Annotated in this window: 21 protein-coding genes and 1 tRNA gene; 6 read left to right on the top strand and 16 right to left on the bottom strand. The window is 56.8% G+C overall.

Annotation, left to right across the window (positions count from 1 at the left end; translation table 11 throughout):
- Positions 1 to 554 precede the first annotated feature (554 nt).
- Complete coding sequence (locus POI8812_RS11360) at positions 555 to 1,313, top strand: nuclease-related domain-containing protein (protein ID WP_108782718.1); 759 nt, start codon at positions 555 to 557, stop codon at positions 1,311 to 1,313.
- Positions 1,314 to 1,508: 195 nt separating this feature from the next.
- Here the strand turns inward: POI8812_RS11360 and POI8812_RS11365 are convergent, their stop codons facing one another.
- Both POI8812_RS11365 and POI8812_RS17710 read right to left on the bottom strand, forming a co-directional pair.
- A complete protein-coding gene (locus POI8812_RS11365; RefSeq protein WP_108782719.1) occupies positions 1,509 to 1,805 on the bottom strand; it encodes a hypothetical protein in 297 nt (98 codons plus the stop codon).
- A 156-nt stretch (positions 1,806 to 1,961) separates the two neighbouring features.
- A complete protein-coding gene (locus tag POI8812_RS17710; protein ID WP_162844900.1) occupies positions 1,962 to 2,111 on the bottom strand; it encodes a hypothetical protein in 150 nt (49 codons plus the stop codon).
- Positions 2,112 to 2,451: 340 nt separating this feature from the next.
- Between POI8812_RS17710 and POI8812_RS11370 the strand changes: the two genes are divergently transcribed.
- The gene (locus POI8812_RS11370) at positions 2,452 to 3,957 is read left to right on the top strand and encodes an RNA-directed DNA polymerase (RefSeq protein ID WP_108782720.1); all 1,506 of its coding nucleotides are present in this window, start codon (positions 2,452 to 2,454) and stop codon (positions 3,955 to 3,957) included.
- Positions 3,958 to 4,010: 53 nt separating this feature from the next.
- Here POI8812_RS11370 and POI8812_RS11375 read toward each other — a convergent pair whose 3' ends face one another.
- From POI8812_RS11375 to POI8812_RS11420, 11 genes are all read right to left on the bottom strand, one after another.
- Positions 4,011 to 4,760: a hypothetical protein gene (locus POI8812_RS11375; protein WP_162844901.1), complete on the bottom strand. Its 750-nt coding sequence runs from the start codon at positions 4,758 to 4,760 to the stop codon at positions 4,011 to 4,013.
- Complete coding sequence (locus tag POI8812_RS11380; RefSeq protein WP_108782721.1) at positions 4,753 to 6,384, bottom strand: RNA-directed DNA polymerase; 1,632 nt, start codon at positions 6,382 to 6,384, stop codon at positions 4,753 to 4,755. Before POI8812_RS11380 ends, POI8812_RS11375 begins: the two co-directional genes overlap by 8 nt.
- A 220-nt stretch (positions 6,385 to 6,604) precedes the next feature.
- Entirely contained in the window at positions 6,605 to 6,805 is a 201-nt protein-coding gene (locus POI8812_RS11385; RefSeq protein ID WP_108782722.1) for a helix-turn-helix transcriptional regulator, read from the bottom strand.
- A gap of 90 nt (positions 6,806 to 6,895) precedes the next feature.
- A complete protein-coding gene (locus tag POI8812_RS17715) occupies positions 6,896 to 7,042 on the bottom strand; it encodes a hypothetical protein (protein ID WP_162844902.1) in 147 nt (48 codons plus the stop codon).
- A gap of 6 nt (positions 7,043 to 7,048) precedes the next feature.
- On the bottom strand, positions 7,049 to 7,309 hold the full coding sequence (locus tag POI8812_RS11390) for a CCDC90 family protein (RefSeq protein ID WP_108782723.1): 261 nt from the start codon (positions 7,307 to 7,309) through the stop codon (positions 7,049 to 7,051).
- A gap of 417 nt (positions 7,310 to 7,726) precedes the next feature.
- Complete coding sequence (locus tag POI8812_RS11395; RefSeq protein ID WP_108782724.1) at positions 7,727 to 8,116, bottom strand: helix-turn-helix domain-containing protein; 390 nt, start codon at positions 8,114 to 8,116, stop codon at positions 7,727 to 7,729.
- Positions 8,117 to 8,125: 9 nt separating this feature from the next.
- Positions 8,126 to 9,010, bottom strand: coding sequence for a hypothetical protein (locus POI8812_RS11400; RefSeq protein ID WP_108782725.1), 885 nt, complete (start codon positions 9,008 to 9,010; stop codon positions 8,126 to 8,128).
- Between the two features lie 34 nt (positions 9,011 to 9,044).
- Positions 9,045 to 10,199, bottom strand: a complete 1,155-nt coding sequence (locus tag POI8812_RS11405; RefSeq protein WP_108782726.1) for a tyrosine-type recombinase/integrase — start codon at positions 10,197 to 10,199, stop codon at positions 9,045 to 9,047.
- A 157-nt stretch (positions 10,200 to 10,356) separates the two neighbouring features.
- Positions 10,357 to 10,432 (bottom strand) — tRNA-Thr (locus POI8812_RS11410).
- Positions 10,433 to 10,474: 42 nt separating this feature from the next.
- Positions 10,475 to 12,751: an AsmA family protein gene (locus POI8812_RS11415; protein WP_108782727.1), complete on the bottom strand. Its 2,277-nt coding sequence runs from the start codon at positions 12,749 to 12,751 to the stop codon at positions 10,475 to 10,477.
- A gap of 89 nt (positions 12,752 to 12,840) precedes the next feature.
- Complete coding sequence (locus tag POI8812_RS11420) at positions 12,841 to 13,107, bottom strand: DUF2312 domain-containing protein (RefSeq protein ID WP_108782728.1); 267 nt, start codon at positions 13,105 to 13,107, stop codon at positions 12,841 to 12,843.
- A gap of 141 nt (positions 13,108 to 13,248) precedes the next feature.
- Here POI8812_RS11420 and POI8812_RS11425 point away from each other — a divergent pair, with 141 nt between their 5' ends.
- On the top strand, positions 13,249 to 13,461 hold the full coding sequence (locus POI8812_RS11425; protein ID WP_108782729.1) for a hypothetical protein: 213 nt from the start codon (positions 13,249 to 13,251) through the stop codon (positions 13,459 to 13,461).
- 4 nt (positions 13,462 to 13,465) lie between these two features.
- Here POI8812_RS11425 and POI8812_RS11430 read toward each other — a convergent pair whose 3' ends face one another.
- Entirely contained in the window at positions 13,466 to 14,437 is a 972-nt protein-coding gene (locus POI8812_RS11430; RefSeq protein WP_108782730.1) for an alpha/beta hydrolase, read from the bottom strand.
- Positions 14,438 to 14,525: 88 nt separating this feature from the next.
- Between POI8812_RS11430 and POI8812_RS11435 the strand changes: the two genes are divergently transcribed.
- A complete protein-coding gene (locus POI8812_RS11435; RefSeq protein ID WP_108782731.1) occupies positions 14,526 to 15,194 on the top strand; it encodes an SDR family oxidoreductase in 669 nt (222 codons plus the stop codon).
- Positions 15,195 to 15,230: 36 nt separating this feature from the next.
- Here the strand turns inward: POI8812_RS11435 and POI8812_RS11440 are convergent, their stop codons facing one another.
- A complete protein-coding gene (locus POI8812_RS11440; RefSeq protein WP_108782732.1) occupies positions 15,231 to 15,989 on the bottom strand; it encodes an alpha/beta fold hydrolase in 759 nt (252 codons plus the stop codon).
- Here POI8812_RS11440 and POI8812_RS11445 point away from each other — a divergent pair.
- Positions 15,988 to 17,172 carry a glycosyltransferase family 4 protein gene (locus tag POI8812_RS11445; RefSeq protein ID WP_211310376.1) on the top strand — a complete coding sequence of 395 codons (1,185 nt, stop codon included), beginning with the start codon at positions 15,988 to 15,990 and terminating at the stop codon, positions 17,170 to 17,172. The two genes, POI8812_RS11440 and POI8812_RS11445, sit on opposite strands and share 2 nt — an antisense overlap.
- Positions 17,173 to 17,179: 7 nt before the next feature.
- Here the strand turns inward: POI8812_RS11445 and POI8812_RS11450 are convergent, their stop codons facing one another.
- Positions 17,180 to 17,977 (bottom strand): SPOR domain-containing protein, encoded by a 798-nt coding sequence (locus POI8812_RS11450; protein WP_108782733.1) that lies wholly within the window; start codon positions 17,975 to 17,977, stop codon positions 17,180 to 17,182.
- A 168-nt stretch (positions 17,978 to 18,145) separates the two neighbouring features.
- Between POI8812_RS11450 and thrS the strand changes: the two genes are divergently transcribed.
- Complete coding sequence (thrS, locus tag POI8812_RS11455; protein ID WP_108782734.1) at positions 18,146 to 20,092, top strand: threonine--tRNA ligase; 1,947 nt, start codon at positions 18,146 to 18,148, stop codon at positions 20,090 to 20,092.
- Positions 20,093 to 20,128 lie beyond the last annotated feature (36 nt).

The following is a 20,128-nucleotide window of genomic DNA, read 5'->3' on the forward strand; positions in this document are numbered from 1 at the left end:
AGGTCTTCCCCGTCCCTGGCTGTCCGATGATGTGCCGATGCTGCGCCATAGCGGTAGCGGACCAGTCCCCCACCCCATGTGCGGTGACCAGTTGGGGGCTGCAAGATCCCCTACCGTTAAGGAACATCCCGCCCAAAAGTGTACCAGCCTGGGCCCTCGCAAAGATGATGGGAATATGAAGAACCGTTGAGGAACCGTGTCCGCAGCAACTGTGTCGTCTGGTGCGATAGCGCCATGACCCAATAGCCTTCATCCGGCTAAGGACTTCGGGGTATTTTAGACCCTGAAGGGTATTGGGTCATGGCGATAGCCTGACGACCAGTTGCTGCGGAATGGTGCGCTATGCAGCCCTATGTTCGGCTTAGCCGACATGGAAACAGGCATGGAAACAGAAGGCATGTCTGATTGCATGCCTCATTGAGTGCCGTGAGGCGTTCCGATCAATTGCATTGTCGGCACTTTCTTAAGCGACATCGCTTCAGAATGATCTGCCGTGGCAATAGCCTGGCGCTCAGCAGTAACCGCTGAACCTGCCTTAGGAGCAATGTGACCAGATGGAAATGATAGTCCTAGTCGGCCTTGGGTTGCTCATCGCCATCGGCCTCGGCTATCTCGGCTCGCCGACCTTCAAAGGTAAGGTAGGTGAGGCTCGCGTTTCATCGGCAATCTCACGTGGGTTGGATCCTGACATTTACAGATCCTATCACGACATCACCTTGCCCTCTGGTGACGGGACAACTCAGATCGACCATCTCATCGTAGCGCGGTTCGGCCTGTTTGTGATTGAGACCAAAAATATGCAGGGCTGGATATTCGGATCTGAGAAGCAGTCGAGTTGGACGCAGGTGATCTACGGCAAGAAGACCAAGTTCCAAAACCCGCTGCGCCAGAACTTCAAGCACGTAAAGGCCATCGAGGCCCATCTGGGGATTCCAATCAGCACAATCCACAACGTCGTCGTATTCTCGGGCTCCGCCCAACCCAAGACAGATATGCCCAGCAGCGTATTGTGGAACCACCGCTCGCTGCCTCGCTACGTGCTCTCAAAGCAGGACGTGGTATTCACCGGCGAACAACTCGCAGGCATGCACGCAGCGCTCGAAAGCGCTGCCCTTCCGGCCAGCAAAGCGACACACAAGGCACATGTCGCGCATGTCAAAATCGAGATCACGCGTCGTAAGAACGATCCAAACGCATGCCCTAAGTGCAGTGCCAGAATGGTTGAGCGGACGAACAAGAAAACAGGGCAGAAGTTCCTAGGCTGCTCCCGTTTCCCGAAATGTCGAGGGGTACGTCAGGTGGCTTCAGCATGATGTTGCGGAGCACATCAACCACTGGCGAGCCGAGTATTATAAGTCGCTGTGATGCAAACTCAGGTGGAATCGGCCCAAAGCTGCCATTAATCGTACCCGGCTGGGCGGCCGCGCAGCATTTCTAAAAGCAGCCATTCGTGGAGTTTTGTCGGTTAGGGGGCAGGATCTTCAATGCTCCGGAGCAAGCGCACACATTCAGTCGACTTCCCATCCAACCTTCGTAGGCGGATTCTCAAAGTACTCTTCCTTCAACCGAGTAACGGCTGCTGAATTTTCTGATGCCATGTCTCTATGAGGATAAAATGCTTGAAGCATCTCACTATGAATTGTTGAAACCAATTTCGAGAGGGCATCAACTTCTTCGCGCAGGACGTGCATGCGCCACAATAAATGCAGGATCGATTCATTCGAGTGCATTTTGTCATTCTCCGCACGGAAGAAGTGATGCGCAAAGTAGTCTCGGCGCTTCTTCAGGATACGGAGTTGCTCCATATGCGGCTCGAGTTTGTCAAATCCATCCACCAATTTCAGTAGAGTTCCAAACGTAGCTTTGACCGCTTTCGCTTCTAGCCCGTCATATCGTTCGACCCACTTCTGCTCAGTTTTAATTAGGTCGTTGCTAAGCTCGTTGCGGAGCTGCCAAAACGTTTAACACTGCTGGATACCCGTTTCCAGATCGGTAAAAACTGAAAAAAGAAGTCCAAAATGCGCAAGGACTTCTTTGGCAAAAATCACGTCGGATTCAGCAAGTTCGGGGAACACCTCAAAGAGCTCAGCATAGTCATGAACTTCGGACATAAGCACTCATACTCTCTTTTGACGACTTCCATTTTTGAGGTGTCGCGCCAAGATTTCAAGTGTCGGTAGAGAGTTGCTCATTAGTACGTGCCTGAGCCGAATCTTTGCTCAGGCAAGCGTCGCTTCGCCACAGCCTGCTGAAGGTGACGACCCATATCCTTGCTGGACTATACTTCTTGATCCCCGTCCTCCCCACGAAGAGACTGATGCTGCTAGAAGTGCGTAGTCTCGTTGCAGAAAGCACAGCAGGTCACATAGATTTTGACTTACTCAGAATATCAATCAGCGGCTGCGGAACGGATGTGCGCAGATATGCTCTAAGAACCAAAGAACGAGATTTATGACACGGATTATCGATTTAGACGCTACTGCAGCAAAGACTTACCTACAGAGACCAGAATGCTACTTTCGATCCGATTTTCCACCTTACATTAGTTTTGGGACGCTCCTGAAAGACGTGGCTAAAGTAATGGGAGGTCAAGCATACACCGCTTTCCAAAAACCCAAGCCCGAACGCGCTGTTGATATGGCCGGTGTCAATTATGAATTGCTCAGTACGAAGGATGGTCGCTTTGCCTGGCGACCGTTTGAGCTCATTCATCCAGCGATTTACATGACTCTGGTGCAGACAATCTGCGAGGAAGCGAACTGGAAGCTATTGCAGGATCGTTTAACAGAACTATACGGGGGTGCAGTGGAGTGCACTAGCTTTCCGATGGCCTCTGATGGTTCAGAGAAACATGATGCGGTTCAAGTTAAGAACTGGTGGCTACGCTACGAGCAACGATCTCTAGAACTCTCCCTTGAATACACGCACCTTCTGAAAACCGACGTAACGAACTGCTATGGCTCGCTTTACACCCACAGCATTCCTTGGGCGCTACACGGGTACGAAACGGCCAAAGAAAAACAGACCGACAAAAGCCTGTTTGGAAACCAAGTCGACTTTCACATCAGAAACAGCCGTTTTGGGCAAACAAACGGAATAACACAAGGTTCCGTTTTGATGGATATCGTTGCTGAGCTGGTATTGGCGTACGTAGATCACCTGATCACCAATCAACTGCCTGGCAACAAAGACTTTCACATACTACGTTACCGCGATGACTACAGCGTTTTTACGCTGAACGATCAGCGTGCAACCGAGGTCGTTAGAACAATTAGTGACTGCCTACGCAAGGTTGGGATGCAACTCGGAGCAGCGAAGACCCTGACGAGCACAAATGTCGTTGAGGGCGCGATCAAACCTGAAAAGTTGGCTGGCATTCAACTTGAAGATATGGACATCACGCAAGCTAAGACTATCCAAAAGCAACTTCTGCGTTTGCACGCTTTCGCTCGCCGACACCCGAACACTGGAGCCATAAAAAGGCTGGCCGATAACGCATTCCAGAAGATATCAAAAATCTCTGATGTTCCTGACGATCTACACGTGCAGGTAGCGATTGTTTGCGACATCGCGGCGGTTTCGCCCGGCGCCTTTCCTGCTTTGTCTGGTGTGCTCGCCAAACTGATTTCAATGGCTCCTGAACAGGATCGACGGGGAATGTGGGAAAAGGTGGCCAACAAGATGAGGCAGATACCAAACAATGGTCACCTCGAGGTTTGGCTCCAGCGCGTGACAAAGGCAAAAGGGGTTGGTTTGACGTTTGAGAGTTCTGAGCCAATTTGCCAGATCGTTAGTGGTCAGGCAGCCCAATTGTGGAACAATGATTGGATAAGCAATCCGGCTTTGGTCGATGCGCTAGATGTGACGAAGCTTGTAGTTAGCCAGCCAGAAGAGCTCGATCCTGTCCCAAAAATTGAAGAGCTTTCACTCTTTCGAGAATACGCCGAGTTTTCCTGAAAGTGGGCGCTGCCAATTTCAAAGAGCTCATACAGCGACAGAAGGGGTTTGCGTTAGCGACGCGTCGGCTCTTCACCTACTATTGAACGTAGTAGTTCAAGCAACTCCACACGGTTTGAGCTAGCTGATGCGGAATGCAAAACCTCGTCAAAATTGAAGAGCAGTCCTGAGTTGCGTCTCGGATTCAGCAGGAGGCAAGCGGTCCAAACGTCTTCGCTTCGTTCAATTGATGCAGAGTACTTCAGGAGCCAATACATAAGTACTTGCCTGAAATCTCTCGCCGTAAAGTTTCGATCCGTATGTTTTACTTCAATTAGAATATGCCCCAGCGCAAAGTCACCAAAGCCAGACGAGATCCAACCCAACCCGGCAATCAACGGGGAAATCAATAAATCAGAACCCGTTTGCTGATCTTGAGTGCGTCGGAGCATCTGGACCAGATTGCTCGCCGCATGCTCTGACAGATCTAAGTCGACCTGCTCAAGTTTGTCGGGCACTTTAGCATCGAAATGCCGCCTCTGTCGTTTTACAGCTACTGCAAGAACTTCTTCCCAATTTGGTGCAGGCTCACCTTGTAAAATCCGCTCGGCTCGAGCCACAGAAAGTTCAAATAACATGGCTTTGTGAAGTTCGCTCGCAGCCAATTTTTCGTTGGAAACAGCCGAAATACCATCGAAGGTGAACACTGTACGGTTAAGAGCCGCAACGAGGCCTCCAGTCAGTCTTGGAAACAAGATATCAAGTACGCCGGGAATGTCCCGTGCGACAGTTCTCGGGTCTCGAAATGGCAGTCTTTTAGCCATTTTCTTGCACCCAAGCTTGAAAAATTCCTGCAAAGCTTCCGGCGTTGTTTGCTTCAAAGCCAAGCCGCCAGGCATCTTCTAAAGTTGCCCTTAGCTGTGTCCGGGCATAGGCACCATCATCACCGAATTCTCCAGCGGCCAACCAGAACATTCTCTGCTCATCAGTGCTCAAGTTTTGCCATTGGTTTCGCAGTCGCATGAAGCTGGCACGATCTCGCCAATGTTTCCAACAATCTATGCAGGCACGTCTAACCGAAGTCGAAGAAGATTGATCATATGTTTGCCTTACGTACCGTCCGCGGGCTTCTGTCTTTCTGAAGCGCACGGCCCTAAGAAAATGCAACGTGTTCGCTTCGGGCATCAGAAGATGGGGAGCCGATGAGGGGATTACGTCGAGCAAATCATCAATTTTCTCAAAGACGGCTTCGAATTCCTCATTCGAGCGGACTGCGTATACTCCCCGGAGAATTTTTGACCACGATGCCCTGAATGCATCCAAATTACCTGGGTCAAGCAACGTCGCGCATAGTTGGGCCGCAACATCCGGTTCTTGGAATTTGAGTGCCCGACCGATCTGAGCCATCACGAATGCATCGGGCTGAGATTTCTCCTTCTCCAAATCCAAAAGAAATTGGATATCGATTGCTTCGAACGACTTCTTGAGTTGCTCATACTGGGTCTGAGCTGCATCGGAATAGGGATCAAAATGTAGATCAAGCTCACGTAACGCTACAGTCGTGTCATCGCCTTGCCCGAGCTGAACCGCGACATATTCCTTGTAGTGCTTGGCGCTTAGAGTCGTGGTCTTTGTTCGATTTAGAGATAACCCGTAATCTGCCAGTGAATTTGAGAGTACTGAAAGCGCAGCATAGGCGTCTTGTTGAGAATTGCAGACCAGAGTGAAGTCATCAACGAAGCGGTGCCATGTGATACCCGCGTCCGACAAAGATGCATCGATCGGTGTCATCAGAACTTCTGCTAGCACGCGCGCGCATTGACCACCGACTGGCAACCCAAAAGACCTCCCCGAGGATAGTTTGCTAAGCACTCGGTCTATTTGAGTTGCTATGGTTGAGCCGTGAGGAGCGAGTTCATGAACAACATTTTCTAACCTGTGGTGATAAACGTGTTCATAGAAGCTTGAGATATCTGTTTGAACGACAACGCAGCCCACATTCTCGAGCGCTGCCTCTTCCAGTGTGGCTTCTTTGTAGGTTCTCCACGACCTTGTTCTTTCAAACAAGTCGTTGTCGTCAGTGCTTAGACGGTAGGAATGTACTCTATGGCTACGATTGCCTTCATTGGCTTCCGCTATCGCGAAGCCTAGGCCATTAAGGTATAAATTCCAAAATGCGTTTATCTTTGTGGTGATACGAAATCCGTGTGCGCCAGTAGGGACCAGCAACCGTTCTGAACCAACCGTTAGTCCGTTTACGAAACGCGCTGCATTTTGAGGCGACATGGCGTCGATTCTCTGAAAGAGCCGGAAACAAACATCGGATAACTCGTCAGCCTTATCGCGGATGAAACTCGCATCGATGTCGTATGGTAGTGTATCATTCTCGCCGCTACGGCCAATCTCCAATGCGGCTTTCCGAAAGTGATCCTGCTGTACAACCAACATTTTTTTTCTACTAGTCTAGCCCCAAAAACTTGCGACTTCACGATGGCATGTCCGAGCGCACTGTGAAAGTTGCCATGCGCTCTTGCCAACTACAAACCTTTTCACCAACGTCTGCTTTTTTTTGACAAAATGGGGGCTTGTTGCACCAGCAGCGAATGACGGCTTTCCGCCCTCCCCATCCTCAAAAAGGGGGACGGTTGGACCCGTCCCCCCTGCCCCGCTAGGAGGCGTCGCGCTTAGAGACCTGCAAGGCGACCCAAGCGTGGATTTCCTCTTCCACCCAGAAGACGCGGAACCCGATCTGAACGCGCTTTGGAAAATCCAAATGCGCATATTCAGGCTCGCGCTCCATGCGGTCTATATGGGCAAAGCTGAACCCCACAATCTCCCGGACCTGTTTCTTGCTCAGCAGTCTAGTCATCACGAATTGCTCCTTAATAGGAGGCAATCGCGATCACCTCGGCTTGCGAAGGCCTAGGCGTGGTCAGTGTTCGCGCACATGCTTGATCGGTCAAGTTGAGGAAGCATCCGGTTCGAACTGAATGACGGGCAGTTGCGGTGGCACTTCCCCGTTCAAAAGCACCATACCGATCTCGCGCTGCTTGTTTTGTGGGAGCTGCGCGATCTGGCTGACCGCTTCCGCGAGAATGAAGTCCATAGAGTTTTAACTAAGAAGGTTCTGCAAGGTGACGATAACGGCAGCGTGGGCCAGCAGGGCTGTCGCGCCCCAGACCTTGAAGTCCGCCCGCAGTTCCGCCAGCGCTATTTGCAGATCTTGTTTCGTGACCAACTCACTTTCCGTCAGCAAATTGACGATGCTTTCGGCCTGGGATGTGCTGAAGCCGTTGGCTTGCAAGTTTAGGATCGTTTTGTGGGTGTCCAATGTAACTGTGTTCATATGTACCTGAAGCATAACATAAATCATCGGATTTGTCGCGCGGGCTTGGCGACTTTGAGGATCAAGATCAGCCGTATATCTGGTGAGGCCGTGGAAGCGCCTCTGCGCGTCTCTTTCAGCAAAGGTGGGGGTTTGCTCAAGTTTAGCGGTTCAATGCCTTACAGCGCCATTTTTGGGCTCTGAGAGCCTACTTTAAGGCGGCCCTACCGTCTCGAACTGAGCAGCGTGATATAGTCTACACGTCCCTTCCCGTTTGATCCTTTCGGATTTTTATCCGGTCTATTTGATTATCTGTCTTTGGCTTTAGTCTCTGCGTGTAGTCTTTGCTTATAGTAGTGGGTAAACCTTACCGCTCTAGACCGGTAAAGTTTACCGTTCTGGGCATCCCAGATTTACCGTCCTAGACCGGTAAGTCTTACCGGTCTTGTTCAGTACGATTGCGCTTCATCCCCTTTCGTCCATCTCGCGCTCCAATTCCTTCTGCACCTCTTTGAGCACCGGAGCCGTGTCATTCAGGATGTAGACGTTGTGCAACCCACGCCCCTGTTTCTTGACCTCGATCATCTCAAGCGCCTGCAACTCAGCGAGATATTTGCGTACGGACTTCTCATTCGTCCCGATGTCGCGCGCCAACCGTTCTTGCGCCGGGAAGCAGAACCCATCCTGCCACGCATAGTCGAGCAGCGTTGCGAATGTGATCTTCGCCATCGGCGAGATCCGCCTGCCCGCTCGGGTCACGACGCGGGGCAATTGCGCAAAGCCACCTGCAAGCAGCGGGCTGGCCTTTCGGAAGCGTACCGTCCGCTCCCCCATCAGTTGTTCCAGCGATTTCATATGCTGGAATTATACCTCATCACTCTCGCGATCTTGATGTTGATAACGCGTAGCTGCCACGGGGACCTGAGAGGCTGGTCTCTCCAGTCGCCCTCCGATGGCCATAGTCTCAAGCGTCTCCAGAAGCCGGTGCGAGTTCTGCGCCAAGTCCGTTTTGAGAGAGCGATTGAAAGTCACTTCATCACGTAGGAAGGCAATCTCATCCCGATCACGTTTTTGCTGCGCGCGCAGCTCACGGTTCTCAGCACGAAGTGTGGCGAGATCCATCTGCGCGGCATCCTCGGTAACCTCGCCGTTCGAACCCGTTCGCACCTGTGCGGTTGAGTTCGCGGCAGATGCGTTCAAGCTGCGATTGGGTTTCTCGGACAGTGACACGGTGTGTGTGTTCGCGCTGGTGCGCACCGGTTCGGACGGGTGCGATGAAGGCATCTCGGCTTCCTTTGATCGAACCTCGTCACTTTGGTGCGCACTGGTTTGAACAGGTGCGCCCTGGTTCTGACGTTCGCGCCCCAGCTCTTCGGCGACCTTCCGCTCCAAAGAGCTGCGCTCGATCTTCCAGCGATATCGGCCCCAGATCGTGTCTTCACGATCCGAGACCACCTCTCCTTCGGGGATCTTATAAGAGCGCTCGGCCCATTTGCGCAGTGTCTTCGCCGTCCGCGACAATCCCTGTTCGGAGCAATAGGCAAGCGCATCCTCAACCGTCAGCCAGACCTCGGCAATCTCCACTGGTTCCGAACCGGTGCGCACCGGTTCGGACGGGTTCGCACCTGGTTCGTCGTTGGTTTCTGGGGGTAGTTGAGCGATGTCCGTAGAGGGTTGGGGTGAATGGATTGGAACAGTTCGTCTGCGTTCGAACAGCGTCGATGCGCTCTCATGATGTGGTTCGTTCATATGAACGCAGTCTACCATATGCAATTCGCACCGCTCAGGGCGTGGGCGCTGTAGTCAGGAACGTGGCCCATTGACCGAGAAGCACTCGTCGCTTCTCCAGCAAATCGCTGCGCTGGTACGCCCGCTCAACTTCGCTGCCGACTTGGTGGCCGAGCGCGGTTTCCTTCACTTCGAAGGGCGTGTCCGTCGTCTCTTCCACCCAGGTTCGGAAGGTCGCACGGAAGCCATGCGGGCGGGCCGTCATCTTCTCCCGCTCCATCAACCGGCTCATCGTCGCATCCGACATCGCTTTGCCCCGTGGGGAAGGGAAGAGGTAGTCCGATCCCACGACCACCGGGCGCGTCTCAATGACCCGCTGCGCTTCCTCCGACAGAGGAACGCGATGCACGGTGGCCGTCTTCGTCCGGTTGGCCTCCAACGTCCACAAATCTTCCGCAATCTCACTTGGTACGGCAAAGCGCACCTCACTGGTGCGGGCCACGGTCAGCATCAGGAACCGCAGCGCAAAGGCCGATGAGAAATTCTGTGCGCAAAGCCAGCGGTAAAACTTGGGAGCCTGCTGGTAGGGGAGAGACGGGATGTGCTTCGTCTCGTGCCGTCGTTTGCCCAGCAGCGCCTGTGCCTTCATCACCGCCTGCAAGTCGATATCAAGCCCGAGCGCAGCTGCGTGCTTCAGCGTCAGGTTCATGCGATTCATTGCCTTGCGTGCTGTGTCCGCCTTCTCATGCCAGATCGGTTCGAGCGTCTTCTTGAGTACATGCTGATCGACATCCTCGACCGCCATCGCCCCGATCTTGGGCACAACATGGACCGAAAGGGGAGAGAGCCAGCGCCCCGCCCGCCCGTCATTCTTGAGCTCCGCTTGTCGAGCAGTAAAGCACTGGTCAATCGCATCCTTGACCGTCAGGCGTTTGGACTTGCGCCTATCAGCTGCGCGCTGCGCGACCGGATCAACGCCCTCCCGCACCTTCCTGCGCGCCTCGGCAGCATGCTCTCGCGCCTCCGCGATCGACACATCTGGCCAGCGCCCAAGCCCCATCTCCCGGCGCTTGCCGTCTATCACCAACCGCACGATCCACTTCCCAGCGTCCTTCCGCTGCTTGATCAGCATCAATCCCTGACCGTCAAAGTGCTTTCCCGGCCCCAGATTCTTCGCCTTCATCTGAGTCAACGCATGCGAGATCATCATCAGAACCTCCAATCACGGAGATTCTAGACCACCTTTTAGACCACCTTCAAGCGTGAGAAACAGTGGGCAAAGTGAGTACGTATGAGCACCTGCCAATATTTTTAATTCGCAAAAACAAGAATTTAGGAAGATTATGCACATATCTGGAGCGAGGAAATGGTGCCCCCACACGGACTCGAACCGCGGACCTACTGATTACAAATCAGTTGCTCTACCAGCTGAGCTATAGGGGCACTGCGCGTGCGGATACCTTGATGCGCCCGCGGTTGCAAGTGCTATCGGAAGATGCTGCCCAAACCTTCGCGTAGCCGGTTTTCGAGCCCGTCGCGCAGCTGGTCTTCCACCGATCCTTCGCCTGTCGATCCGAGCTCCTCTTGCAGCCGTTCTTCAACGCGGTCGCGCGCGTCATCGACGGCATTGTCGATGGCCTCGTCCACCTCTGCCTTCACCTCTTCGCGAGCCAGATCCTCGAGCGCCGACAGGTCCGGGCGGAAACTCAGATCGCTCCACGGTCCGGTCACAAGCACCGGCAGAGTGATGCCGCCGGCATCAAGTGAACCGCCCTGCCCCTGCAAATCGCCCACGATGCGTGGGCGCAGCGTCAGATCCAGTGACTGCGCGCCGATGGCGACGATCCCTTCCCCAGCGAGACGGATAAGCGGGCCAAGCGCGCTGAGCGTGGAGACCTGAGCCGTACCGTTCGTAATATCGAGTGCGACCGCCGCCTCTGTGAAATCCGTGCGCAGGGTGCTGCCACCCGGGTCCGTAAAGTTGCGCGCCAGGGCCGCAAGGTTCACACCCTTCAGAGCACCATCTGCCATATCAGACCGGATCTGGCCTGTGAGGCTCTGCATGATCGCATTGATCGAGCTGCCGCGTGCCGTCAAATCCGCCGCAAGGGCCGCTTGCCCCTCTAGCCTGTCCGTCCCGGCGACGAAGCCAAGAACGCGCTCCAGGCGGACGCCACCAAGGCTCAGATCAATATCTATGCTTTGAGACGGGCCGTTTACGCCGATCGCTCCGGTCAGAACACCGCCAAACCCATTGGCCTCCTGAATATCCAGTCGCAGATCGCCAGCATTCAGTCGAACGCCCACGCGGGTCCGACCGAGTTCAAGATTGCCTTGGCGCAACACGCCCACATCCAGCGATAGGTCAGCATCAGCCAGATCGAGCAGATCATATGGAAGCGGATCAGTGGGCCAGCCTTCGCCACGTGAGGAAGGGGCGCTTTCGGCGCCGTCGCCGGACGTGAAGCGATCGAGGTCAAGCACGGCAAGCGTAAGGTCCCCATCTAGGCGCGGGCGTCCTGCCAGCGATGCTGCGACGCGGCCCGACGCGTCAAGATCACCGACGGCAATGCGAGCGTCTGACAGCGCCGCGCGTGTTGGGTTCGCATCCAGGAAACCGGCGATCTGGACGGGACCGGACAGCCCAGGCGGCAACGCCACCTCTCCGCCTGCGCCCCATGCCGCGGCCTCAACCGCCGAGGGTGCCGTGATCCTCAAGGGTCCCGACACACCCAGCGTCGCCGTATCCACGAGGCCGCTAAAGGAGATATCGGCCAGTTCGCCCGCGCTGACCCGGCTGTCAACGGAGATCGGGCCATCTGGAAGCGCGCCGCTGCCGTTCAGAAACAGTGCGACCTCGACACCATCCCGCGTGACCCCACCGGTCCCCTCAATCACCGTATCGCCACCTTCGGCAACGACGGCTGCATCAAGTGTCAGGTTGCTGATGTTTCCGGCCGCCGCTGGTAAAGGGGCGAGCCCGGCAAGCGCCATCGCTGCATTTGGATTGGGAAGACTGATTTGGAGGATTCCGTCAAACTGCGCGATATCGGTGAAATCACCGACATAGCTCAGTGTTCCAAGATCGGTTTCAACGGCCATATCCAGAGTTACGGCGCCCATGGCGAGTGCTTCGGCGAAGCGCGCCGTGCCGACAACTGAGGACGCGATCCCGTCAATTGATGCGGCGCCGTCCAAAGCGACCATCCGGCCCGTATCGGTGATATCGGCGCTGACATTGAGCGCCTGTACGTCGCGCACCGTGCCAGAAACGCCATCGACGAAGCGGATACGTCCGTCCAAAACCTGTGCACTAAGTTCGGTGATCGCGGGGGCGCTCGCCCCTCCCGGCTCTTGCGTGCCAGTGGTTTCGGCGGTCTCGAAGGTCCAGTTCGTGCGGCCATCGGCGGCCCGCTCCAACTGAATCACTGGTTGATCCAGCGTGAGGTCGACAATTCGGACATCGCCGCCGATCAAGGCCATCAGATCCACCGCCACCGATGCACCCTGCGCAGAAACGAACACAGGTTCTTCGGCCCATTCGGCATTTGAAATCGCGAGCGGGCCGGTTGTCACACCGATATTAGGCCACAAACTGGGTGTGAACTCACCTGAGAGTGTCAGCGTCCGCCCGGTAGCGGCCTCAAGGCGGTCAGAAGCGATGCGTCCGATCCGGTCTGTCGGCAAGGCAAACCAGAGCAGCCCCGCGCCCACGACCAGAAGGACAAGGAGGATCACGATCAGGCGAAACAGGATCTTCATGGGACTGAGCCTTCGTTAACTTAAATCTTAACGAAAGACTAAGAACACTCCTGCCCACATGCACCGATTCTCTGGTGCGCCCGCAGCGCTCACATATCCAGCGCCTCGCGGTAGAGCTGAAGCACCGCTTCTTCTTCAGAGATCTCCTGCGGGTCCTTCTTGCGTAGGGCAATCAGCTTGCGCAGGGCTTTCACATCATATCCGCGCCCTTTTGCCTCAGCCATGACTTCCTTTTGCTGATCAGCAATCGCTGTCTTCTCTGCATCGAGCCGTTCATATCGTTCGACGAAAGAGCGCAGCTCACCCACCGTGATGCGATATTGGGAGGTCGGTGCGTCGTCTTCGGTCACGTCCATGGCGGAGATCCTTCACGTTGAAGCAGGTGGAGTCTGAAAATCGGCGCGACCATATCCATGCCGCATCAGGGCGGCAAGCGGGCCTTGCACCAATAGGGTCAGTCGACCTAGAAGCGCGCAGGAAAACGCAAAGGTATTGCAATGACCCTGATCTTGATCCTCGGTGCCATCACGACGCTTCTGGGTGTAGGCGGGCTGGCCTACTGCATTCGTGAGGCTGCGGCAGTGCGCAAAGGCGGCATGGCCCCCGAGCAGGCGCAAGCAAAATTGCGCGCGCTGGTCGCGGTCAACCTTGGGTCTGTCGCGGTTGCGACATTGGGACTCGCCCTCGTGATTGTGGGGCTGATCCTCTGAGCGACTAGAGGCTTTCGGCCCATTCGATCAGAATTTCTGCGGTCAGCGCAGTTTGTCCCGGAGACATGATGTCTCCTGAAATCACATGGCTGAGCGGATCGTCCTGCGGCCCCATCACCGGATTGACCACGTCGACCGGACCGCCCCACGCGTCAACAATGCGCTGTGTTGCTTCGGGATCTACAACCTGGTCCTCGCGAGAGAATATGAAAAGCGCGGGCGTCGTTGCCTGTTCCACCGGAAGGGAAGATGCCGCGACCGTCGATGCGGCCATGGGCAGCAAGGATACGGTCGCATAGCTCGTCGTCCAGTATGTTCCATGCGCCTCGTTGCTCGGCTCGAAGGACCGTTCAGCGCCAGCCACCGTCGGCACCCAGTAACGTGCCAGTGGGAGGGTCAACAGGCCGGCAGCCGGGTTGTTGACCCGGAAGTTTGGCGACAGCATCGCAAGTCCAACAGGTTTCACGTCGATGCGATCATCGAATAGTCCCAAAACAGCCACCGTGCCCCCGGTCGAGGTGGCGATGACGATCACTTCGTCGCCTATGCGCTGCCCGATCTCCATTGCCTCGGCATAATCGTTGATCCAGCCGGGCACGGTGCCGTCCTCCATCGCAGCGGAACCGCGACCATGTCCCTCAAGGCGCGTGTAAAAGATGTTGGCGTCCAGCGCGTCCGCGACCAGATCCGTGACTGGCCGGATTTCCTCGGAGGTGGCGGAGAAGCCGTGGATGTAGACGATCGAGCGCGCGGTTCGCGCCCCGGGCTCGCCCGCCCATACGACCCGCTTCTCAACACCGGGGGTTATGTCGTCAAATCGGGCTTCCTGTTCGGCAAGATAGACGTTGGGATCGTCGCTGACGGCGGCACTTGCAAAGGTGATCGGGCCTTCGACGGGTTCGCGCGGCCCGAAAAGCAGGATGAGCGTCAGCAGCCCGCAAAATATTGCGATGAAATAGGCAAGATAGCGCAGCATGATCCGTCCCCGATCTTTGTCTTATGGTTGCCGCCGACGTTAGCGAAGCCATATCGAAACGCAAACAGAACGCAGCGGAGAATGATCTATGGCCACCGTACTTATCACCGGCGCAAGCCGTGGCATTGGCGCCGAACTTGCGCGCAGGTATCACGCGCGCGGCGACCGCGTGATCGCAACGATGCGCAGCCCTGCGACAGCAGATTTGCCCGATGGGATCGAAAAAGTGGCGCTGGATGTCAGATCCGAGGCCGGACAGCTTGCCGCATCCGAACGGATCGGCCCCATACCAATCGATTTGCTGATCTGCAACGCGGGGGTCTTGCACGGTCGCGGCGGGCTTACGTCGGACGGCTATTCAGAGGATGAATGGGCGCAAACACTGATGACGAATGTTGCTGGGGTCTTCTTCACCATACGCAGCTTCCAACAACACCTGGAGGCCACAAAGGGTAAGATTGCCGTCATTTCATCGCAGATGGGATCGAGCACACAGGCAAAAGGCTCGGCTTACAGCTATCGCGCCTCAAAGGCAGCTGCGACCAATCTTGCGCTCAGCCTCTCGGACGAATTGCGCGAACGGGGCATCGCCATCGCAGCCTATCACCCCGGTTGGGTCCAGACCGACATGGGCGGGGCGAGCGCCGCAATCAGTGTCGAGGACAGCGCCGTGGGCCTGATGGCGGAGTTCGACGCCCTCTCACTCTCCACAACCGGAAGCTTCCGGCAATGGAACGGCGCAGAAATGCCGATCTGATCCGATTTCAGCCCTCCGAACCCAGGCCGCAGCGCATCAAGAGATCTGGTCGACCATCTCACCGATCAATTGCAGGCAAGGCTCGCTAGAGAACCGGTGATCGGCGTCCTTGACCAATACGACCCGAAAATCGGGGCAGTCAGCGTGATGCAATGTGTCCATTGCCCTTGTGTAAGGCACATCGGTATCTGCCGTGCCGTGCAGGAACCGCACCGGAAATGGCAGCGAAAGCGGACTGCGCAGAACAAGGTTGTTCCGCCCCTCCTCAATAAAGTGCTTGGTCACGATATATGGTTCAGGGTCATAGTCGCTTTCCAGCGCGATCTGGCCGTCACGCTCCAACATTTCGCGTTGGTCTTCTGTGAAGTCGGCATACATCCCGTCCTCTGTGAAATCAGGGGCGGCTGCGATCCCGACGATTCCTGCAACGCGATCCGGCAATTTCCTCGCCGTCAGCAACGACATCCATCCGCCCATTGATGACCCAACCAGAATTTGCGGACCCTCTGTCATTGCCGCGATGATATCGAAGGCATCTTGGGACCAGGCACCGATCGAGCCGTCGGCCCAGTCACCTGAACTGGCACCATGAGCCTGATAGTCAAAACGCAGGAAGGCTCTCCCCCGTGCACGAGCCCACTCTTCCAACCAGACCGCCTTGGTTCCGGTCATGTCAGAGCTATACCCGCCCAGAAAAACTATTCCCGGCTTGCCGACCCCCTCGCCCTCGGCCATTGTCCGATGGTAAGCGATTTTCCGCTGCCCATCCGGCTCGAAAACACTGTGGTCCTGCATGTCCGATACTCCTTCCCATTCCGGTATTGCCGGCGATCCTGCCCGACCGTTGACGGTCCTGCAACTGGTCCCTGCGCTTGAGTCCGGGGGGGTCGAGCGTGGCGCGATCGAGATTGCGCAAGCGCTGACCGCGCAGGGCCACCGGGCGCTTGTCGCCAGTAAGGGCGGACGGCTGGAGCCGCAACTGCGCCGCGCAGGCGGCGAGTTGATCCAGATCGACATAGGCTCCAAAAGTCCTTTCGCGATCCGCCGGAATGCGCGGGAGCTTGAGCGCATCATCGTTGAGGAAAAGGTCGATATCGTGCATGCACGATCCCGCGCCCCGGCTTGGGCAGGCTTCCGGGCCTGCCGCGCGACAAACACGAGGTTCGTCACGACGTATCATGGCGTTTACGGTGAAAAGAGCTGGCTGAAGAAGCGGTACAACAGTGTAATGGCGAAAGGCGATCCGGTCATCGCTCCGTCTGAATTCGTCGCCGAAATCGTGCGCGAGCGATACGGCCTCTCCGAGGCCCAGGTGGTAACGATCCCGCGCGGCGCCGACATAAATTCTTTTGCTGAAGAAGCTGTCAGCACCGAGCGTACCATCTCACTCGCGCAATCCTGGGGCGTGATCGAGGACGCCCGACCGATCATTTTGCTGCCCGGCCGTCTGACATCGATAAAGGGGCAGGAAGACCTCATTGCTGCCGGTCGGGTGCTGCGCGCGCGCGGAGAGCCAAGTGACTGGCAAATCGTCCTCGTCGGCGACGACGGCGGATCAGGCTACGGTGCAAAGCTTGAAGCAATGGCGCGCGAGGCAGGTCTGGTCGGCCACCTGCGCATGGTGGGGCACTGCGCTGATATGGAAGCCGCCTACAAGCTGTCAGCGGTCGTTGTAACCCCCTCCCGCGTTCCCGAATCCTTCGGACGGACCGCGGTTGAGGCGCAGGCCATGGGCCGCCCGGTTATCGCAACAGCCCTTGGTGGAGCGCTCGAAACCGTGGATCACGGGAAAACAGGCTGGCTGGTGGCACCTGGCGATATTGAAGCCTTGGCCGATGCCATTGCGGCAGCTCTAACGCTCGACGACAGCACGCGTGCCCATATGAGCGTCGCTGCCCGCGGCCGCATTCGCTCGATGTTCACCATCACCGAAATGCAGCGCAGGACGTTGGAGGTTTATGAGGGCGGCGGACGCTGACTCTCATTTACTCGGCCGCGCAGACGCTCCTGGTTTTTGAGTCGACGCCATCTATCAGCCCGCCAGGACACCAGGTGTTGACAGGATGGACGAGCGGCGTGCGTCCCGCCGCCTCCGCAATGTTCTCAATCCTCTCGAAGGCCTCTGCCCGGTCGTCGTAGAATGCGACCGTTGCGATCCAGTCCCTGCGTTGGACGTTTTCCGCATCGATGCCAATGCTCTGCAGTTTTCCAAGTTCGGTGCGCGCCTCGCGCTCCGTCGCAGAGGACGCTGAAATCACAGCCCAACGGGTCGATGCGTCAGCGGTGCTGCTGCCCGCTTGGAGAGACCTGTCATTGGCAGAACTGATGACAGTATCGAGTGTATCGACGATGGAGCGCGTGCCTTCCTGCGAACCGGCGGAGCGAGCGTTCGCCTCCGCCAGAACCCGTGCGATCTCCCGCCGCCCTTCAGGACTGCACGACCCCTTATCCAGACAACCAAGGAGAACGAGAAGCTGATTGCTGCGTTGCGAAAGACGCTCGATCTCGCCACGCGCGTCGAGCACGACGTCCGCACTGGCGGAGACCCGCGCAGTCAGGCCGAGGAATTCTAGGCTTTCAAGCTCGATCTCTGCTGCCTCCAGAAATCTCTGGAAAGACTCCCTGCGGTCCTTCACCCGGTCCAGCAGTGAGCGATCATCGGTCAACTCGTTGTAGAGGAAACCTGCTAAAATAGCGAGTAAAGCAACGCGAAGGGTCAATCGAATGCCAATTTCGAAGGCCTCAAGCCGATCCTTGCTGAAGATGCCGAAAAATCTCTGCATCCAATCAAACTATAATCATGGAACGGCATTGTCGGTATTAATTGTCACCTTGAAGATATATCCGCCGGCCGCGCGACCGCTTGACCCCTTCCCTTCCCTCCCCCATACCTCGCCTCACATAACCGCAACCGGGCGCACTCGTAGGCGCCGAACCGTAGGAGGCCCCTAATGGCCCAGATCACGATCACTCTGCCCGATGGCGCGCAACGCTCATATGAGGCCGGAATCACGGGGGGTGAGGTTGCAGCGGACATCTCTAAATCCCTCGGCAAGGCAGCACTTGCGTGCACCATTAACGGCGAGTTCCGCGACCTCAGCCGCCCGATTGAGGCGGATGCAGATCTCGCGATTCACACCATCAAGGACGAGGCGCAGGCACTCGAACTGATCCGGCACGACGCGGCGCACATCATGGCGCGTGCGGTGCAGGAGATCTGGCCCGACGTGAAGGTCACCATCGGCCCGGTCATCGCGAATGGTTGGTATTACGATTTCGACCGGGAGGAGCCGTTCACCCCCGACGACCTTGCACAGATCGAAAAGAGGATGCGCGACATCATCGCCGCGCGCGATCCCGTGCGTACCGAAGTGTGGTCGCGCGCCGACGCCATCGCCCACTACGAAGCGGCAGACGAGCCGTTCAAAGTCGCTCTGGTCAACCGCATCCCCGAAGGCGAAGACATCCGCATGTACTGGCACGGGGACTGGCAGGATCTCTGCCGCGGCCCCCATCTCGTCCATACCGGTCAGGTGCCCGCCGATGCCTTCAAGCTGACCCGCGTGTCCGGCGCCTATTGGGAGGGGGACGCAAAGAACAAGCAGCTTCAGCGTATCTACGGCGTCGCCTTCCGCAACCGGCAGGAACTCAAGGACTACCTCCACATGGTCGAGGAGGCGGAGAAGCGCGATCACCGCAGGCTCGCCAAGGAAATGGACCTCTTCCACCTGCAGGAAGAGGCGCCGGGCATGGTGTTCTGGCATCCCAATGGCTGGACGGTTTACCGCGCGCTCGAGGATTACATGCGCCGTCGCCAGATCGAGGACGGCTACCGCGAGATCCGCACCCCGCAGGTCGTGGACCGCAAGCTGTGGGAGGCGTCGGGCCACTGGGACAAGTATCGCGAGAACATGTTCATCACCGAGATCGATGAGGAGCACGCGAACGAGAAGCGCACCAATGCGCTCAAGCCGATGAACTGCCCCTGCCATGTGCAGGTCTACAATCAGGGCCTCAAATCCTATCGCGACTTGCCGCTGCGCCTAGCCGAGTTCGGCTCCTGCCACCGCTATGAGGCGTCCGGGGCCATGCACGGCCTGATGCGCGTGCGCGGCTTCGTGCAGGACGACGCACATATCTTCTGCACACAGGAGCAGATTGAGGCGGAATGCGCGAAGTTCATCCAGCTCCTCAGCCGCGTCTACAAAGATCTGGGCTTTGACAGCTTCAAGATCATGTTCTCCACCCGCCCCGAAAAGCGGATCGGCACTGACGCAGAGTGGGACATCACCGAAGGCGCGCTGGAAGCGGCGATCAAGTCCATCGGCATGGACTATGAGGTCGATCCCGGCGAAGGCGCGTTCTATGGCCCGAAGCTCGATTTCAAGCTGACGGACGCCATCGGGCGCGAGTGGCAGTGCGGCACCTTCCAGGTGGACAGCCAGCTTCCCGACCGGCTCGAGGCGGAATATGTCGGCGAGGACGGGGAGAAGCACCGTCCCTTCATGCTGCACCGCGCAGTGCTGGGTTCTTTCGAGCGGTTCCTCGGCATTTTGATCGAGAACTATGCAGGTAAGTTGCCCTTCTGGTTGGCGCCCCGTCAGGTTGTTGTCGCTTCCATCGTGTCGGACGCGGATGAGTATGTGACAGAGGTTGTGGAAAATCTGCGTGCGCAAGGCATCCGGGCGGAGGCTGATACGCGGAACGAGAAGATCAACTACAAGGTCCGCGAACATTCCCTCGGCAAAGTGCCGGTAATCCTCGCCATCGGACGGCAGGAGGTCGAGAACAAGACTGTCTCCATGCGCCGTCTGGGTGAGAAACAGTCATCGGTTTTGCCGACTGGGGAAGTCGTTGCGGCGCTGAAAGGTGAAGCAACCCCTCCTGACCTCGTCTAACTCTTGGGGCTGGGCGCTGACAAAGGTCAGCGCCCA

This window comes from Pontivivens insulae (assembly GCF_900302495.1).
Taxonomy (GTDB): domain Bacteria; phylum Pseudomonadota; class Alphaproteobacteria; order Rhodobacterales; family Rhodobacteraceae; genus Pontivivens; species Pontivivens insulae.

Bases quoted from the DNA above. Each gene is read 5' to 3' on its own strand.
- thrS (WP_108782734.1), top strand. From the start codon at position 18,146: ATGGCCCAGATCACGATCACTCTGCCCGATGGCGCGCAACGCTCATAT.
- POI8812_RS11435 (WP_108782731.1), top strand. From the start codon at position 14,526: ATGGCCACCGTACTTATCACCGGCGCAAGCCGTGGCATTGGCGCCGAA.
- POI8812_RS11440 (WP_108782732.1), bottom strand. From the start codon at position 15,989: ATGCAGGACCACAGTGTTTTCGAGCCGGATGGGCAGCGGAAAATCGCT.
- POI8812_RS11430 (WP_108782730.1), bottom strand. From the start codon at position 14,437: ATGCTGCGCTATCTTGCCTATTTCATCGCAATATTTTGCGGGCTGCTG.
- POI8812_RS11365 (WP_108782719.1), bottom strand. From the start codon at position 1,805: ATGGAGCAACTCCGTATCCTGAAGAAGCGCCGAGACTACTTTGCGCAT.
- POI8812_RS11420 (WP_108782728.1), bottom strand. From the start codon at position 13,107: ATGGACGTGACCGAAGACGACGCACCGACCTCCCAATATCGCATCACG.
- POI8812_RS11385 (WP_108782722.1), bottom strand. From the start codon at position 6,805: ATGACTAGACTGCTGAGCAAGAAACAGGTCCGGGAGATTGTGGGGTTC.
- POI8812_RS11450 (WP_108782733.1), bottom strand. From the start codon at position 17,977: ATGCAGAGATTTTTCGGCATCTTCAGCAAGGATCGGCTTGAGGCCTTC.
- POI8812_RS17715 (WP_162844902.1), bottom strand. From the start codon at position 7,042: ATGGACTTCATTCTCGCGGAAGCGGTCAGCCAGATCGCGCAGCTCCCA.
- POI8812_RS11415 (WP_108782727.1), bottom strand. From the start codon at position 12,751: ATGAAGATCCTGTTTCGCCTGATCGTGATCCTCCTTGTCCTTCTGGTC.
- POI8812_RS11445 (WP_211310376.1), top strand. From the start codon at position 15,988: ATGTCCGATACTCCTTCCCATTCCGGTATTGCCGGCGATCCTGCCCGA.
- POI8812_RS11390 (WP_108782723.1), bottom strand. From the start codon at position 7,309: ATGATTTATGTTATGCTTCAGGTACATATGAACACAGTTACATTGGAC.
- POI8812_RS17710 (WP_162844900.1), bottom strand. From the start codon at position 2,111: ATGTCCGAAGTTCATGACTATGCTGAGCTCTTTGAGGTGTTCCCCGAA.
- POI8812_RS11375 (WP_162844901.1), bottom strand. From the start codon at position 4,760: ATGGCTAAAAGACTGCCATTTCGAGACCCGAGAACTGTCGCACGGGAC.
- POI8812_RS11405 (WP_108782726.1), bottom strand. From the start codon at position 10,199: ATGATGATCTCGCATGCGTTGACTCAGATGAAGGCGAAGAATCTGGGG.
- POI8812_RS11395 (WP_108782724.1), bottom strand. From the start codon at position 8,116: ATGAAATCGCTGGAACAACTGATGGGGGAGCGGACGGTACGCTTCCGA.
- POI8812_RS11380 (WP_108782721.1), bottom strand. From the start codon at position 6,384: ATGTTGGTTGTACAGCAGGATCACTTTCGGAAAGCCGCATTGGAGATT.
- POI8812_RS11370 (WP_108782720.1), top strand. From the start codon at position 2,452: ATGACACGGATTATCGATTTAGACGCTACTGCAGCAAAGACTTACCTA.
- POI8812_RS11360 (WP_108782718.1), top strand. From the start codon at position 555: ATGGAAATGATAGTCCTAGTCGGCCTTGGGTTGCTCATCGCCATCGGC.
- POI8812_RS11400 (WP_108782725.1), bottom strand. From the start codon at position 9,010: ATGAACGAACCACATCATGAGAGCGCATCGACGCTGTTCGAACGCAGA.
- POI8812_RS11425 (WP_108782729.1), top strand. From the start codon at position 13,249: ATGACCCTGATCTTGATCCTCGGTGCCATCACGACGCTTCTGGGTGTA.